A 14,989-nucleotide genomic window follows, 5' to 3' on the forward strand; every position below is an offset into this window, starting at 1 on the left:
CCCTCCGCAGGGATTCAGGAATGTCCAAAAGCCGTCAGATTTACAGGGTTATTTTCCTCAACCAGGGGCAGATCTATGAAATTTACGCTGCCCAGATCTATCAGAGCGAACTCTACGGGTTCATCGAAGTAGAGGAATTTTTGTTTGGTGAACGATCGCAAATGGTGGTGGATCCGTCCGAGGAACGGCTGAAGAGCGAATTCGCTGGCGTCCAGCGTTCTTTCATTCCGATGCACGCCATTATCCGGGTGGATGAGGTGGAGAAGGAAGGAGTAGGTAAGATTACCGAGGCCACCGGCTCCAACGTAACCACTTTCCCCATGCCATTCGGGCCAGGCGGCAAGAAATAGCGCACAGCTGGCTAAAAGAAGGTTCATCACGGATAACGGGAATGAGGGTCTCCATCGGGGGCACGGATCCGCACGGAGGCCTTCCGGGATCGCCGTAAATACGTCCCTGTAAGCTCCCGGTTTTGACGTCCCTGTCAAACAGGGTCGCTCCGGCGGGGGCTCCGTGCAGCCCGATTCGAGTGAACCGCCGCGTTCCGGACTCCCACAACGACCAACCTTTCCAGGAGAGGAAAGGATGCCCGTATTGCTCGGATACCTCGAAGACATCCATTCAGCGGTGGCTACAGCGCCGCTGTGGGAAGCTTGCTGGCAAGCGAATCGCCAACGGCTCAGGGCATTCGCGGCCAAGGCCGCTTCCCACAGCGGCTTCGTGGCAGATCCGTGGGAGACCAGCTTGCTGGCGAATACAGCGGTTGGTAGCCCCTTCCGTTACAGACCCGTGCCCATGATTGAAGCGCCGTGGCCCACTAAGCCGCGATCAACCAAAAAAAAGGCGCCGGCGGTTCGTGCCGCCAAGCGCCCCGAGGGTTGCCTGATTATCTACAAGGGAGAAACTGCACAAGATTAGTCAGTGCGGGTGACGGCAAGTTCCCGGCGGAACCTCCAAATTCAGAATTTTTCCTCTTCGCTTTCTCTGGCTGGTGTTTCGGTGGCCGAGGTGGCGGCCGGTTCCAGGGTTTCCACCGTCGGTGAGTCGATATCGTTACTTTCCACCCGGGCCAGGGCGGGTTGGGACAGCCAGAGCGTGGCCGTGATCGCCAGCAAACCTTGAATTGCCAATCTGGGCATGGGAACTCCTGGTTTTTCGTGTCGGTGGTTCCAAAGTCGCACTCTCAATGTGACGCCGAAGAAGAGCAGGGGTTCCCCGTCGTTTCGTTAGCGGGTCAGTTGGAAAATATCGATGATGGTCTGGGTGGCGTCCAGAACGCGAACCACCTCATTGTCGATGACATAATCGGAGTACCCGTAGCCGCCGCGATAGCTGTCCCCGTAGTAGCTGTTGGGAAGGCGGTAGCCGAACCGGCGGAGGTCATCGGACAGGCGATGGCCGGATTGCAGTTTCTTGCGCCATCCCGGCGGCAACTCGCCGGTGCGGGCCAGCTTCTTGCGCAGTCCTGGCGGCAGGTCCGAGCGGGACGGGTAGCGCTGATAAAAGCGGCCAAGCCGATCCCGCTCGTCCCGGGAGAAGCGATAGTCGCGCCAGTCCCGGTCGTTATGGTACTCGACCCGTTTTTCCACTTTATGGGGGGGGCCGTTGTGCTTGTTGCCGTTCCCGGCCCAGGGGGGCGGATCCGCCTGCGCCACGCCGGTGGCCAGCAGGGCGCCCACAGCCAGTGTCGTAATCAGTTTGCGGCGCATGGTTGCGTCCTCTTCATGGATTCTGTGCAATGTCCGTTTCTTCAATATAGAGCCGGGTGATGTTCGGGAAAGTGGGCCAGAGCCCGGGATTACGAGATTTTATCTTTGCCGCGGTGTTATCACGCCGTTTGATATGACGGGAGAGGAATATGTCAGAAGTTGAAGTGCGGACCGTGTCCTATGAGGTGAACGGAGCCCCCTTCGAAGGGCGGCTGCTGTATCCGGCGGAGGGTAAGCCTGACCGGGCCCTGCTGATGGCGCCGAACTTTTACGGTGTCAGCGATGCCGCCGAGAAGCTGGCTCGGGAACGAGTCGGAGAGCGCAATGTCATTCTGGTCCTTGATCCCTACGGTGTGGAGGTGCGCCCCGCCAGCGCAGGGGAAGCAGCGGAGGCCATGGGCGCGATCCGCAACGACAACGCCGCGCTGCGTGCCCGGTTGCGGGCGGCGCTGGCTGTGTTGCGCGAAGAGGCGGGGAAACTGGGCGTGGCCGAGGACCGGGTGGCGGTGTTCGGTTTCTGTTTCGGTGGTGCCTGCGCTTTGGAGTTGGCCCGCGACGGCGCCCACATCCGGGCGGCGGCGTCGTTCCACGGCCTGTTGGAGACGCCGGAGCCGGAGCAAAGCGGTCCGATCCGCGGGCCGGTGCTGGTGATGAACGGCGCCGACGATCCCATGGTCAGCGCCGAAGCGATCGCCGCCTTCAAGGTGGAGATGGACAACGCCGGCGCCGACTGGACCTTTATCAACCATGGTGGCGCGGTGCACTCCTTCACCGACCCCAACGCCAGCAACCCGGGCACCAGCGAATACAACGCCAAGGTGGCGCGGCGTGCCTTCGCCGCCATGGACGACCTGTTCGATGAGGTGTTCGCCGACTGATCCGCTGCCAAGGCAGCTTCCCACAGCGGCTCCGTAGTGATACCGCTGTGGGAGCGAGCTTGCTCGCGAATCAGTGGGGCAGCAGTGGTCAGTCGAGCACGCTATGCAGGAATGCGGCGATGTCCTGGATCTCCTCCAGACACACCGCGTGCTCCATGGGGTAGGTTTTGTAGTCCGTGGAGTAACCTTTGGCGGTCAGTGTTTCCGCCGCCCGGCGGCCGCCTTCCTCGGGCACCATGGGATCGAAAGTACCGTGGGCGATGAAGATCGGCAGGGCCTGATTGGCATCGCTGCATTGGATGCTGTCGGCGGTGGCGAAGTAAGTGGACAAAGCCATCAGGCCGGCCAGCCGTGCCGGATGGCGCAGAGCCACCTCATAGGCCACCGCGCCGCCCTGGGAAAAGCCGGCCACAACAATGCGTTCGGCGGGAATGCCGCGCTCGATCTCACGTTCGATCAGGGCGTCGATCCGGGCCGCCGAGCGGCGGATGCCGTCCTCGTCGATCGGCCCGCCGCCGCCCAGACTGATGATGTCGTACCAGGCCGGCATGACCATGCCGCCGTTGACGGTCACCGGAATTTGCGGTGCGTGCGGAAACACGAAACGGGTGCTCTTGCGTGCCAGCTCCGGTACCACCGGCTCGAAGTCATGGCCGCTGGCACCCAGGCCGTGCAACCAGATCACGCTGGTTTCGGCGGGCTGCGGCGGTTCGATTTCCACACAGGGCAGATAGCTCATTCCGGCACTCCTTAACTCAGTTTCCGGCAACGATCACACGGACCGCTTCCAATTGCACCCGCGCCTGGTCCAGATAAGCGGCCAGGGCCCGGGTCTGCGTTTCCAGGAACTCGATCTCTTCGTCACGCACTGCCGGGTTCTTCTCGCGCAGTGCTTTGAGCCGGGCCAGCTCCGCTTGCTGATGGCGGTTCATCGCTTCGCGGGCGCTATTGATATGCTCTTCCGCTGCTTCCTTGGCCCGGGTTTCATTGGCGCGCAGCAGTTTTTCCAGTAACGCTTTCTGGCTGCCCACCACCTTGCGGGCCAGCGGTTTTTCCAGTTTGTGGCATTGCCGGCACAGACCCGGGAAGTCGATGGCCTGGGACAGATCGCGCCCCTTGGGATCCAGCAGATGGCGGATCGTCACCGTCGGCAGGAAGCGGTCCAGCTGCAGATGCCGGGGGGCGCTGCACGACACCGTATAGATGGTTTCCACCAGCAGGGTGCCGGCGGGGATTTTCGGATTCTTGAGCAGCGCCACCGAGGCTTTGCCCCGGGTTTCGGTAAGCAGGCGATCCAGCACCCCGGTGACCATCGGGTGCTCCCAGGTCAGAAACTGCATGTCATCCCGGGCGATGGCGGTGCCGCGCTGGTCGGTGACGGTGATGCCTTCTTCCGGCAGGCCGGGGAAAGGTTCGCGCAAATGCGGTGCCGGCTTCAGTACCCAGGCGTGTTCGGAATGATCTTCCTGGTCGACGCCGTAGTGTTCGAACACCTCGCCAAGGAACGCCATGGGGGTTTGCTCGTCTTCCCGGGCCAGTTGATCGCGCAAGCCGTCGGCCTGTTCTCGGTCGCAGGACGCCATTTCCAGCAGGCGGTCCCGGCCTTCCTCCAGACGCTGGCGCAGCTCATCGGTGACCTCCCGGGTCCGTGCCAACAGGGAGGAGACCTTGGCATCGTCGGCCGGGGCACGCAGGGCCTGTTCCAATGCTTCCCCGCAGCGCTGGCCTATCTCGTGACCGGCGGGATTGGTGTGCTCGAACGCCCCCATGCCTTCGTGGTACCAACGGAACAGGACTTGCTGTGCGTGGGCCTGAAAATGCGGCACGTGAATCTGAATGGTGTCGGTCTGGCCGATGCGGTCCAGGCGACCGATGCGTTGCTCCAGCAAGTCCGGATTGCGCGGCAGATCGAGCAGCACCAGATGATGGGCGAACTGGAAGTTACGGCCTTCGGAGCCGATCTCGGAGCAGATCAGGGCCTGGGCGCCGTCCACGTCATCGGCGAAAAAGGCGGCGGCGCGATCCCGCTCGATCAGGTCCATATCTTCATGGAACACCGCCAGATTCAGTCCCAGCTTGTAGCCGCAGTGGGCGTGCAGGTCGATGGCGGTATCGCGGTGCGCGCAGATCACCAGCACTTTTTCACCACGATGCTGCTTGAGGAACTGCTCCAGCCAGTCGGTGCGCGGGTCCTCGGCGCACCAGCGATCGTCCCGGTAGGCGGTCTCCGGATACAGAGCCAGCTCCAGATCCTCGTCCTCGTCAATGCGATAGGCATCTGGCAAGGGCAGCGGATAACCCTGAACCCGCCGCTCAGGGAAGCCGGCCACATTGTGCCGGGTGTTGCGGAACATCACCCGGCCAGGCCCGAAGCGGTCCAGCAACTCGCCAAGAATGGCGTCACGGCGGCTTTCGTCGATGTCTTCGCCGGGCAGCCAGTGGGCGGCACTTTCGCGCAGCGACGCCGACCAGCTGGGTTCGTCATGCAGGGCGCCAGCCAGTTCCGCAACCTGCCGATACTGCTGCTGTTCCTCGATGAAGGCGTCCAGGCTCGGGTAGCGGTCCGGGTCCAGCAGGCGCAGGCGGGCAAAGTGGCTTTCCAGCCCCAACTGCTCTGGTGTGGCGGTGAGCAACAGCAGACCGCGGGCCTGACGTGACACCTGTTCCACCCGGCTATAGGCGGTGGAGGGCTGTTCCGGGCTCCAGGCCAGGTGGTGGGCCTCGTCCACCACCAGCAGGTCCCATTCCGCTTCGGCCAGCAAGTCGATATCGCAGCCTTCCAGGAAAGTGGTGCTGCACAGGACCAGTTGTTCGGACAGAAAAGGATTGTCCTGGGTGGCCGATTCCTGACCGGTTTCCTCGGCGATGATATCCGCCAGCATGTTCTTGATGCTGGCGGCGCTGGAGGCACCGAGCGCCTCCAGGCGGCTTTCATCGAAAATGCTGAAGCGCAGATTGAAGCGCCGTGCCATTTCCACGAACCATTGATGCACCAGGGCATCGGGCACCACCACCAGCACTCGCTGCGCGCGCCCGGTATAGAGTTGCTGATGCAGAATCAGGCCCGCCTCGATGGTTTTTCCCAACCCGACCTCATCGGCCAGCAACACCCGCGGTGCGTAGCGGCGCGCCACCTGCTCGGCGATATACAGCTGATGACCGATCAGATCGATACGGGCGCCACGCAGCCCCTGCAGGGGAGACCGTTCGCTCTGGGCCTTGGCCTGCAGCGCCTTGATGCGCAGTTCGAACCAGCGATTGGAAGAGAGCTGGTTGGCCAGCAGGCGTTCCTGAGCACCATTGAGGGCCAATTGATGGCCGAGATGGGACTCGGGTACCGGCTGCACATTGTCCGGCTGATCCACCGGATGGGCGTGATAGACCAGCAGCCCGTTGAGGTCATTGACCGCCTGAACTTTCAGTTCCAGGCCGTCGTCGGTGGTCAGGGTCTCGCCCACATCGAAGGTGACCCGGGACAGGGGCGCGTTGTTTTTGGCGTAGGTCCGCTCTTCCTCCACCGCCGGATAGCTCACGGTGACCAGGCGGTAGTCCACCTCCTTGATCACGCCGAGGCCCAGCTCGGTTTCGGATTCACTTAGCCAGCGTTGCCCGGGAACAAATTCGGTCATGGATGTGCGATCGCCTGGATGATTGTGGGGGCGGGCGATTATACGGGTTTGTGGCGCCGTCTTCGATGCGTGTCGGTGAAAAACGGATCAACCGCCGCCGTTCCCGCCCGCCTGTGTCCCGAACCACTGTGCCGTCGCCTCATCGGCGGGGAAATATTGCTCTATACGTAATTCTTCCATCACCACGTCCACGGCGGTGCCGAAACTGGCCAGGGTGGAGAAGGCGTTCAGACGTTGCCCGCCGATATTGAGCACCAGTGTCAGCATCGGGTCCGTACTCACCGGCATGTCCACTGGAATCCGGCTGAGATCGGCCAGCGTCGCCAGACGACGGTGCAGGCGGTGCAGCACCGGGTCCGGTCGCGCATGCAGATCGCGGCGCAGATGGCGCAGCAGAAACGACGCCACCACCGGCCAGTTCTCGATGAACGGGCGGAAGCCGTCGGGATGGAACGCCAGTTCCATGATGTTGGTGGTCTCCGGCAACGGCCCGCGCTCCGCCACCATGGCCGCGACGATGCGGTGCTGGGCCGGATTGGCCAGCAGCAGATTCCAATGCGCGTCCAGCACCACCGCCGGATAGGGCAGGTGGTTCTCCAGCATCAGATTCAGCGCCTGCCGTACCGGAGCCATGGCGGGCTCGTTCAGGCGGGTTTCGCCAAACGCCGGCGGATGGCCGGCGGCGGTGAGCAGGTAATTGGTTTCCCTGAGGCTCAGATCCAGCGCCCCGGCCAGCCGTTTGAGCATGTCCGCGCTGGGGCGGGAGCGGCCATTTTCAACAAAGCTCAGATGGCGACTGGAAACGCCGGCGTTATTGGCCAGTTCCAACTGGCTGATGCGCCGGGTGCGGCGCCAGTCCGCCAGTATCGTACCTGCCTGCATGTGATTACCTCCGAGGTAATTGTTTTGATTACCCCTGGCGGGGATTCTGACTCTATCAGAAACCACGAAGGAGAAGGATCATGCCCTGGCAATCCTTGAAATCCGCACTGCTGTTCAATGCTATTGTCTGCGCCGTGTTCGGCGTGCCCCTGGTCACCGCCGGCGCCTTCTTCGCCGGTCTGGCCGGTGCCCATGCCGGTGCCATCCCGGTGTGGCTGGCCACCGCCGCCGGTGCCGCGCTGCTGGTGCTGGCGATGGATCTGGCCTGGGTCGCCACCCGCCGTCCGATCCCGCGTCTGCTGGCACGCCTGCTGACCCTGGCGGACGCCGCTTTTGTCGTCGCCATGCCAGTGGTGATGCTGGTGGCTTCGCCCTGGCTCTCCAATATCGGTCAATTGCTGTTGGCGGACCTGGTGCTGATCACCGCGTTCTGCGTGTGGTGCCAGTGGCGGGGCCTGCGGCAGCCGGCGCATGCCTGATGGGAGCGGCGGTGGCTGAACGCCACCGCCCGCTGTTTGGTGGAAGGGAACAGACCGCTTACACGCAACACGCCGGCACGCTAACTCGCCAGTCGTGGCTCGTGAGCGCAGGGCCACCCTATTGCTCCCGTAATGGGAACTACACAGCCGTTGTGGGAAGCGAGCTTGCTCGCGAATCGGCGTGCCAGCGTGTTGCGTGTAGGCGTGACAGCGAATTGTAGGACAGCGATGGTTACCGGTGGCGGTGTTTCTGCTGCTGGAACTGGTAATGACGGCAATGCTGGCGGCTGTCGTGTGGTGACCGCTATGCTGAAGGGCTCTTAACCTCACGAGGCCCGGTCATGGCCGATATCCTGCCCTTCAAGAAACCGGCGAAAAAGAAAGCCGCCAACAAAAGTCTGTGCCGCCATGGCTTCCATAAATGGGTGGTGGCGAAGGACACCACTTTCGATTCCAAGCAGGGACGTCTGGTCACCCTTTACCGGTGCCAGCGTTGTGGTAAGACAAAAACCGAAGCGCGCTGAGGAGGCCCCCTCCCGGCGTGGGGAGAAAGGGGATGAGCGAAGCACAATGGGTACGGATCGATAACGGGAAGGGCTATTCGGTGCCGGTCACCTGGGTGTCCGGTGGCGGCCCGGTCTTTCTGGTCATGGGTGCCCTCGGCGTGGCCGCGCCCTTCTACGACAAACTGGTGGCGGAGCTGGCCGCGCAGGGCTGGTCGGTGGCGCTGATGGAGCAGCGGGGCCTGGGCAGCAGTGCTCTGCGTCCCTCGAGACGGCATAACTGGAGCTTTCGTGACGTCGTCGAGGACGACGTGCCGGCGGTGCTGGAGTGGATCGCCAGGGAGGCGACGCGGCAGCCGGTTTACCTGTTTGGCCACAGCCTTGGCGGCCACTATGCGGCGATGTGCGCGGGTCTCTACCCGCAGCGTTTCGAGGGTATCGTCATGTGCGCCTGCGGCAGCCCCTGGATCACCGCTTATCAGGAAGCGGACCGCCGCCGGGTGCAACGGCTCACCCGCCTGATTCCGTTGTGCCACTTGCTGTTTGGCTATTACCCCGGTGACCGCCTCGGTTTCGGGGGGCGGGAGGCGCGTGGCGTGATGAGTGATTGGCGTCACCTGGCACTGACTAATCGTTATCGGCTGGGGGCCGATGACCGCCGGGTGGATCAGTCGCTGGCGGATTACACCGGCCCCGCCTTGATGCTGCGTATGGAGAACGACCCTTTTGCGTCCGCCATCGCGGTGGATTCGGTGTTACGGCGTTTTCAGCGTCATCGTCCGGAGGAACAGGTGCTCAGCGCCGGGGAACTGAACGACAAGGCGGACCATTTTCGCTGGGCAAGGCGGCCGGCGGCGGTGGTGGCGCGTCTGGCGCGGTGGCTGGAGGAGGAAGGTGTCGGACGTCGGACGCTCGACGTCGAACGCTAAAGTCAAAACCCGGGGCCGCGCGACGGCCCGAAGGGTGACCGCCATGGACGGCGCTCATAAAAAAGGTTCATCGCGGTTTAGAAGGCCACGGCGCTTCAATCATGGGCGCGGGTCTGTAACGGAAGGGGCTACCAGCCGCTCTATTCGCCAGCAAGCGGGTCGCCCACAGATCATGCCACGAAGCCGCTGTGGGAAGCGGCCTTGGCCGCGAATGCCCTGGGTCGTTGGCGATTCGCTTGCGAGCAAGCTTCCCACAGCGGCTTCGTAGCATGATCTGAATGGATGTCTTCGAGGTAACCGAGCAATAGGGGGCTCCTTTGCTCTCCTGGAAAGGTTTGTCGTTGTTGGCGTCCGCAACGCGGTGGTTCACTCGAATCGGGGCTGCACGGAGCCCCCGCCGGAGCGACCCTTCCCGCCAAACCGCGATGAACCATAAAAAAGCGTTGCTTAGTGCCTGCCAGGGCGTTGGGTCTGGTTTTGCATTACCGGCGTCCGGCGTCGCGCGCCAAATCTGAGACCACCTTCCCACAATGAACTGCCGCATACGGTGCGGTTCTCGTCTCGCACGGCTAACATGTCCCTCTTTTTTAAAATGGCAAGGGGAGAGGGGAGCGTGCAGCAGGGAGTCACCGAAACCACGGATGCGTTGTGGCAAGCGCGCCAAAAGTACCAGCAGGGGCTGTACCGGCAGACCTTCGATATTTTGTGTCGCGAACACGGCGAACCGGCCCGATGGCGAGACCCGGAATTGCAATTGCTGGGCGGCCGCACGCTGAACCATCTGGGCCGCTCCCGCACCGCCCTGGCACTGATGCAGCTTGCCTGGCGCGGCGCGCCTGAGCGGCCGCGCCAGCGTTATTATCGCGGGTTCCAGTTGCTCGGCCGGCGCGGGCCCTGGGCGGCTCTGCGTTTCATCCACCAGCACGGCGAGATCCTGTGCGAGGACGACCCCCATCTGCAGGGGCTGTGGCTCGGCCATTTCGCCACGCTCTACAGCATCTACCGCGATTGGGAACGCAGCCACGAATTCCTTGAACGGGCCCAGGCCCTGCATCCGGGCTCCTCCTGGCTGGCGCTGGAACACGCCGTCATTCTGCAACGGCAAGACCACTATCCGGAAGCAATGACGGTATTGGAACCGTGGTTGGCATCGCCCACGCCGCCGCGTCCGATGGTGGCCGCCGGGGCTGAGTTGCTGTTATTGCTGGATCGCCGCGACGAGGCCCTGGCGCTGCTGGCGGAACAGGCTCCGCGACTGGAATCCGTGGACCTGTGTCTGCGCCGTTATGATCTGTTGCTGGAAAACGGTGAACGTGGGCCCGCCGCCGAGGCGTTGCAACGGGCCCGCTCGTTGGTGCCGGAACTGCCGGGCACCGTGGACCGGGAACTGGTCTATCGGGAGTTCGAGCTGCACTACGAGCGCGGCGAGCTGGATCAGGCGCTGCGGGCGGCGGATGAGCTGAAGGACCCGTTCGTGGTCAGTGTCCGCGAAAGCTTGCGCGAACGTCGGGATCAGCCGGCGGAGGCATTGCTGCCGGTGGCGTTCGTGCGCCAGCACCATATGACCTGCGCCCCCGCCACCTTCGTGGCGCTGGCCCGCTACTGGGGGCACCAGTTCGACCACCTGGAAGTGGCGGAGCAGATCTGTTACGACGGCACGCCGGCCTCCACCGAACGGCGCTGGATCAGCGAGCTGGGTTGGCATGTGCGTGAATTCGAGATGGATCACGACATCATTCGGACCCTGGTGGATCGGGGGGTGCCGGTGGCGCTGTCCACGGTGGAGCCGGGCAGCGCCCATATGCAGGCCATTGTCGGTTACGACTTGCGCAAGGGCGTGTATAAAATCCGTGATCCTTTTTCGCCGCTGATCAGCGAAATGCTGATGGACGGTGCCGCCAAACGCTACGCCGCCACCGGCCCGCGCTGCATGGTGATGGTGCCATCGGATCAGGCCGGGCGGCTGGATGGCATCGAACTGCCCGCGGCGCGGCTTTACGACCATTACCATGATTTGCAATTGGCGTTGGAACGGCACGACCGGTCCGCGGCGGTGACGGCGCTGGAACGGTTGCGCCAGGAAGGCTCCGAGCACCGGCTGGTGCTGTGGGGGGAGCGCAGTCTGGCCGCCTATGATCACGACGCCCCGGCCTCGTTGAAGACCCTGGACGCGCTGCTGGAACGCTATCCGGAAGACCTCAATTTGATCGCCTCGCGGGCCGATATGCTCGGCGAACTGGGCCGGTTCCAGGAGCAGCGTATCTATCTGCGTGAGCAATTGGAGGCTGGCCACAGCCACCCGCTGCTGATTCAGACGCTGGTCCATGCCCTGCGCCATGACTATCGAGTGGCGGAGGAAACCCATCAGTGGCTGGAGCGCTTGCTGCGCCTGGAACCGACCCGCGCCACCGCGTTGTATTCCTTGGCCGGGCTTAACTGGGACGAGGGCAAGCGCGAACAAGCGTTTGAGTTGTACCGCCTTTGCGCTTGCCTGGAAGACAAGGTGGAGCGCTACGCCCAGAGCTACTTCAAGGCAGCCCGCTTTCTGCGTCAGACCGACCAGGCCCTGGACTGGCTGCGTCGCCGGGCCGACCGGCTCGGGCCGTTGTCCGCCGATGCCCGGGTGACGCTGGCGTTGATGCTGGAGCAGCTGGATCTGAGCCGCGAAGCCGGGGAGGTGTTCGAGCAGGCGCTGAACGAGCATCCGCGCAATGTCTGGCTGGTTAACGAAGCGCTGATTTTCTATCAGAGCCGGTCCGATCTGGAACGGGCCCGGGTGTTGCTGGCCCAGCGCCGCGACGATCTGCCGGAAGCGATGGTGCTGGAGTTCGAGGGGGATATCGCCCGCCAGGCCGGAGACCTGGAGCAGGCGAGTGTTCACTTCCGGGCGCTGCTGGCGCTGCGGCCGTTCCACACCGGCGCGCTGCGCTTCGTTGCCGGACAACTGCGACGCGAGGACAGCCTGGAGGCGGCGCTCGCGTTCATCGACCGCCAGGGCAGCCTGAATCCTCATGATTATGGTATTCGCGGCGTTAAGCTCGACTTCCTTGAAGCACTGCCACCGAGCCAGCGCTGGCCGCAACTGGAGGCCCTGGCGGCGCAGGCCGGGGACGACAGCCGGGTGGCCCGGGCAATGGCCGATTGCGCCCTGGAGCGCGGCGATTACGCTCAGGCCCTGCGTTTCGCCAGCAGGGTGCTGGCGGAAGCCCCGGACGACCATCGGGCTCTGGTGATCAGCGCGCGTGCCCATCTGCTGGCCCAGGACAATGACGCCGCGGCCCGGGCGTTCCGTGCCGCTATCCAGGCCAGTGTGGATCGGCCGGATGCCTTCCACGGGTTGCTGGAGTGCTACCCGGACGTGGCCGCCAAGCGTGAGGCACTGAGCTTCATTCATCGGCAACTGCTGGAGCAGGTGACCTTCGGTGACGGTGTGCAGGCCTTCGTCGAGCTGGCCCGCCGCTTTCTCACGGATGAGGAGGTGGCGGCGTTCGTGGACCAGGTTATCGCGGAGCGCCCGGACCTGTGGCAGAGCTGGCTCGCCGCCGCCCATTTTCATCGCGATGTACGCCATATGGACCGTGCCCTGGAGTGCATTCAGGAAGGCTGCCGGCGTTTTCCCCTGATCCCGCGCCTGTGGCTGGAAAGCGGTCGTTTGCGTTTGCTGACGGACGACACCGAGGGGGCCGAGGCCGATCTGACCGAGTGCCTGCGGCAATCACCGGATTGGGTGCAGGCGGTGATTTCCCTGTCCGATGTGCTGGAAGTGCGGGGCGATTTCGACGCCTCCGAAGGGCACATCGACCGCGCCTTGCGGCGCTTGCCCCGGGAAGGCCTGCTGTTGGGCTACAAGTCCGATCTGCTGTGGCGGCGCGGGCAGCGCGAGGAGGCCTTCGACACCATGGTCCGTGCCCTGGCCGAGACCCCGGATTACCACTGGGGCTGGGACAAACTGGGGGAATGGGCGCGGGAAACGGATCGCCGTGGCGAGGCGCTGGCGCTGGCGGAACGGCTTGCCAACGAGCAGGAAAGTAACGCCGACCTGTGGCGCCACTGCTATCTGCTCACTGATGAGCAGGATCAGGAACTGGCGTTCATCGAGCGGGCACGGACACTGCGTCCCCACGACCCCTCTCTGGTGATCGACCAATGCGAGGTGTTGCACCGGATCGGCCGGGAAAAGGAGATTGAGCCGCTGCTGTCGCGGGACTACTGGCGCGGGCCGCCGCCCACCGAAGTACTGGGCTTCACCGCCTGGCTGCGTTATCAACAGGGCGATCGCGACACCGCCATCAGCATGATGCGGGATCAGGTGTTGCGCGATGATCCGGCGTTCTCCCGTGGCTGGCGTCTGCTGGCTACCTGGTACAAGGACGCCGGGGAAGTGGAACCCTGTCTGCACGCCAGCCGCCAGTTGGTGGCGCTGCAGCCGGGGCATGCCGGCGCCCTGGTGGAAGCCGCCGAGCTGATGCTGGAGGTGACCGAGGGGGAGGCCCGGCGGGCCATCGAGGACGAAGTGTCCGATTACCTGGAACGGGCTTTGGCGCGGGATTATTCCGATACTTATATCCAACTGACCCTGCTGGATCACTATATGGACAGCGGGCACCCCGAGCGGGCGCGGGAGTTGCTGACCCGTATCCTGGTCGACGAGGGCAATGTGTTCGTGCGCGCCCGTCAGTTGAGGCTGGCGCTGGAGTCCGCGGAGCTGGGCGCGGCCTGGCCATTGTACCAAAGCGTGATCCGCGACTGGCGCGATAACAACTGGCTGCTGCTGGAGCCGCTGGTATGGGTGGCGGCCGCTGGCTCCGATGCCCGCCAGGCGCTGTGGCGGGCAGCGCCGGACTGGCTGGCTGACTCCGACATGCCCGACGCCGTGGTAGTGGTCTGGGCCCGGGCCCAGGCCCTGGCGGGTGTGTCCGCTGAGCAACTTCTGGCTAACGTTGAGCGGTTACGTCGGGATCCACGGCGCGGCGGGTTATTCGGGTTTGCGCTGGAATGGCTGCTCGACAGTGACGAGATCGATGCGGCGGTGCGTCTGCGTCTGGTGCGCCGCTACTGGTGGCGACTGCGTGGACAGGAACGGACCGCCAGCGCCGCCAGACGCTTCCTGGCCGGTCAAAAGCACTGGTTGTGGTGGCTGTGGTTGCGGGTGGTGCTGTGAGCCGCCCGGTATTGGTGTTCGATTCCGGTGTCGGCGGCCTGTCGGTGGTGACGGCCCTGCGTCAGCAGGTGCCGGGGCTGCCGCTGGCCTATGTTTGCGACAACGCCGCCTTGCCGTACGGCACCAAGCCGGATTCCTGGCTGCTGCGCCGGATCGTCGACGTCTGCGCGGCGGCGGTGGTGGCCAGTGACGCCCGGGTGCTGGTGGTGGCCTGCAATACCGCCAGTACTCTGGCGCTGGAGGCGTTACGTGAACGGCTGGCGATTCCGGTGGTGGGGACGGTGCCGGCGATCAAACCGGCGGCGCGGCTGAGCCGCTCCGGGGTTATCGCCCTGTTGGCTACCACCGCCACCGTGGCACGCCCCTACACCGACCGTCTGATCGCGGAGTTCGCCGGCCACTGCACCGTGGCGCGTATCGCCGCCGATCCTCTGGTGGCCCAGGCGGAACGCTGGCTGGCGGGAGAGCCGCTGGACGCCCGGGTGCTCGCCGAATGCCTGGCGCCACTGGCGGCGATTCCCCAACTGGACACCGTGGTGCTCGGCTGCACCCATTTCCCGTTGTTGCGGGAATCCCTGGCATCAATGGTACCGGGCCCGCTGCACTGGATTGACTCCGGTGACGCCATCGCCCGACGGGTAGTCCAGGTGGTTGGGGAGGTACCCCAACCGACGGTGTCTTCCGGCGCTTTTCTCAGCTGGGCCACGGCGCCGGAAAAACCCGGCCTCGCCCGCGCCTTCTCCGGATTCGGCTTCCAGCCACCGGGAAAAATCAGTGAATAGTTAATAGTGAACAGTTAACAGCGAAAGAAAAAACAGG

At 64.0% G+C, this 14,989-nt stretch carries 13 protein-coding genes; 8 read left to right on the plus strand and 5 right to left on the minus strand.

The features are described from left to right. The first annotated feature begins 20 nt into the window (after positions 1-20). Positions 21-350 (plus strand): DUF1820 family protein, encoded by a 330-nt coding sequence (locus tag E0L37_RS03005; protein WP_133490331.1) that lies wholly within the window; start codon positions 21-23, stop codon positions 348-350. Between the two features lie 235 nt (positions 351-585). Beyond that, entirely contained in the window at positions 586-918 is a 333-nt protein-coding gene (locus tag E0L37_RS03010; protein ID WP_133490332.1) for a hypothetical protein, read from the plus strand. A 41-nt stretch (positions 919-959) separates the two neighbouring features. Here the strand turns inward: E0L37_RS03010 and E0L37_RS03015 are convergent, their stop codons facing one another. Both E0L37_RS03015 and E0L37_RS03020 read right to left on the minus strand, forming a co-directional pair. Beyond that, on the minus strand, positions 960-1,139 hold the full coding sequence (locus tag E0L37_RS03015; RefSeq protein ID WP_133490333.1) for a hypothetical protein: 180 nt from the start codon (positions 1,137-1,139) through the stop codon (positions 960-962). 87 nt (positions 1,140-1,226) lie between these two features. Further along, positions 1,227-1,709, minus strand: coding sequence for a hypothetical protein (locus tag E0L37_RS03020; protein ID WP_166642985.1), 483 nt, complete (start codon positions 1,707-1,709; stop codon positions 1,227-1,229). 149 nt (positions 1,710-1,858) lie between these two features. On the opposite strand from E0L37_RS03020, the gene E0L37_RS03025 reads away from it, so the two are divergent. Next, positions 1,859-2,587: a dienelactone hydrolase family protein gene (locus E0L37_RS03025; RefSeq protein WP_133490334.1), complete on the plus strand. Its 729-nt coding sequence runs from the start codon at positions 1,859-1,861 to the stop codon at positions 2,585-2,587. Positions 2,588-2,675: 88 nt separating this feature from the next. Here the strand turns inward: E0L37_RS03025 and E0L37_RS03030 are convergent, their stop codons facing one another. The 3 genes from E0L37_RS03030 to E0L37_RS03040 all read right to left on the minus strand — a co-directional run bounded on the left by E0L37_RS03030 (position 2,676) and on the right by E0L37_RS03040 (position 7,098). Continuing rightward, positions 2,676-3,326, minus strand: a complete 651-nt coding sequence (locus tag E0L37_RS03030) for an alpha/beta hydrolase (RefSeq protein ID WP_055098722.1) — start codon at positions 3,324-3,326, stop codon at positions 2,676-2,678. Between the two features lie 16 nt (positions 3,327-3,342). Continuing rightward, positions 3,343-6,216 carry an RNA polymerase-associated protein RapA gene (gene rapA / locus E0L37_RS03035; protein ID WP_133490335.1) on the minus strand — a complete coding sequence of 958 codons (2,874 nt, stop codon included), beginning with the start codon at positions 6,214-6,216 and terminating at the stop codon, positions 3,343-3,345. An 87-nt stretch (positions 6,217-6,303) separates the two neighbouring features. Then, positions 6,304-7,098 carry a helix-turn-helix domain-containing protein gene (locus tag E0L37_RS03040; RefSeq protein ID WP_133490336.1) on the minus strand — a complete coding sequence of 265 codons (795 nt, stop codon included), beginning with the start codon at positions 7,096-7,098 and terminating at the stop codon, positions 6,304-6,306. 80 nt (positions 7,099-7,178) lie between these two features. Here E0L37_RS03040 and E0L37_RS03045 point away from each other — a divergent pair, with 80 nt between their 5' ends. From E0L37_RS03045 to murI, 5 genes are all read left to right on the plus strand, one after another. Continuing rightward, complete coding sequence (locus tag E0L37_RS03045) at positions 7,179-7,577, plus strand: hypothetical protein (RefSeq protein WP_133490337.1); 399 nt, start codon at positions 7,179-7,181, stop codon at positions 7,575-7,577. Between the two features lie 341 nt (positions 7,578-7,918). Then, positions 7,919-8,101, plus strand: a complete 183-nt coding sequence (locus E0L37_RS03050) for a hypothetical protein (RefSeq protein ID WP_014993512.1) — start codon at positions 7,919-7,921, stop codon at positions 8,099-8,101. Between the two features lie 32 nt (positions 8,102-8,133). Then, positions 8,134-9,009 carry an alpha/beta fold hydrolase gene (locus E0L37_RS03055; RefSeq protein ID WP_133490338.1) on the plus strand — a complete coding sequence of 292 codons (876 nt, stop codon included), beginning with the start codon at positions 8,134-8,136 and terminating at the stop codon, positions 9,007-9,009. Positions 9,010-9,622: 613 nt separating this feature from the next. After that, the gene (locus tag E0L37_RS03060) at positions 9,623-14,170 is read left to right on the plus strand and encodes a tetratricopeptide repeat protein (RefSeq protein ID WP_166642986.1); all 4,548 of its coding nucleotides are present in this window, start codon (positions 9,623-9,625) and stop codon (positions 14,168-14,170) included. After that, positions 14,167-14,952, plus strand: a complete 786-nt coding sequence (murI, locus tag E0L37_RS03065) for a glutamate racemase (protein ID WP_133490340.1) — start codon at positions 14,167-14,169, stop codon at positions 14,950-14,952. The genes E0L37_RS03060 and murI overlap by 4 nt, the downstream gene beginning before the upstream one ends. Positions 14,953-14,989 lie beyond the last annotated feature (37 nt).

This window comes from Alcanivorax sp. 24 (assembly GCF_004360225.1).
In the GTDB taxonomy this organism is placed as follows: domain Bacteria; phylum Pseudomonadota; class Gammaproteobacteria; order Pseudomonadales; family Alcanivoracaceae; genus Alloalcanivorax; species Alloalcanivorax xiamenensis.

Excerpts from the sequence above, each read along its gene's own strand:
- E0L37_RS03005 (WP_133490331.1), top strand. The coding sequence starts at position 21 with ATGTCCAAAAGCCGTCAGATTTACAGGGTTATTTTCCTCAACCAGGGG.
- E0L37_RS03010 (WP_133490332.1), top strand. The coding sequence starts at position 586 with ATGCCCGTATTGCTCGGATACCTCGAAGACATCCATTCAGCGGTGGCT.
- E0L37_RS03015 (WP_133490333.1), bottom strand. The coding sequence starts at position 1,139 with ATGCCCAGATTGGCAATTCAAGGTTTGCTGGCGATCACGGCCACGCTC.
- E0L37_RS03020 (WP_166642985.1), bottom strand. The coding sequence starts at position 1,709 with ATGCGCCGCAAACTGATTACGACACTGGCTGTGGGCGCCCTGCTGGCC.
- E0L37_RS03025 (WP_133490334.1), top strand. The coding sequence starts at position 1,859 with ATGTCAGAAGTTGAAGTGCGGACCGTGTCCTATGAGGTGAACGGAGCC.
- E0L37_RS03030 (WP_055098722.1), bottom strand. The coding sequence starts at position 3,326 with ATGAGCTATCTGCCCTGTGTGGAAATCGAACCGCCGCAGCCCGCCGAA.
- rapA (WP_133490335.1), bottom strand. The coding sequence starts at position 6,216 with ATGACCGAATTTGTTCCCGGGCAACGCTGGCTAAGTGAATCCGAAACC.
- E0L37_RS03040 (WP_133490336.1), bottom strand. The coding sequence starts at position 7,098 with ATGCAGGCAGGTACGATACTGGCGGACTGGCGCCGCACCCGGCGCATC.
- E0L37_RS03045 (WP_133490337.1), top strand. The coding sequence starts at position 7,179 with ATGCCCTGGCAATCCTTGAAATCCGCACTGCTGTTCAATGCTATTGTC.
- E0L37_RS03050 (WP_014993512.1), top strand. The coding sequence starts at position 7,919 with ATGGCCGATATCCTGCCCTTCAAGAAACCGGCGAAAAAGAAAGCCGCC.
- E0L37_RS03055 (WP_133490338.1), top strand. The coding sequence starts at position 8,134 with ATGAGCGAAGCACAATGGGTACGGATCGATAACGGGAAGGGCTATTCG.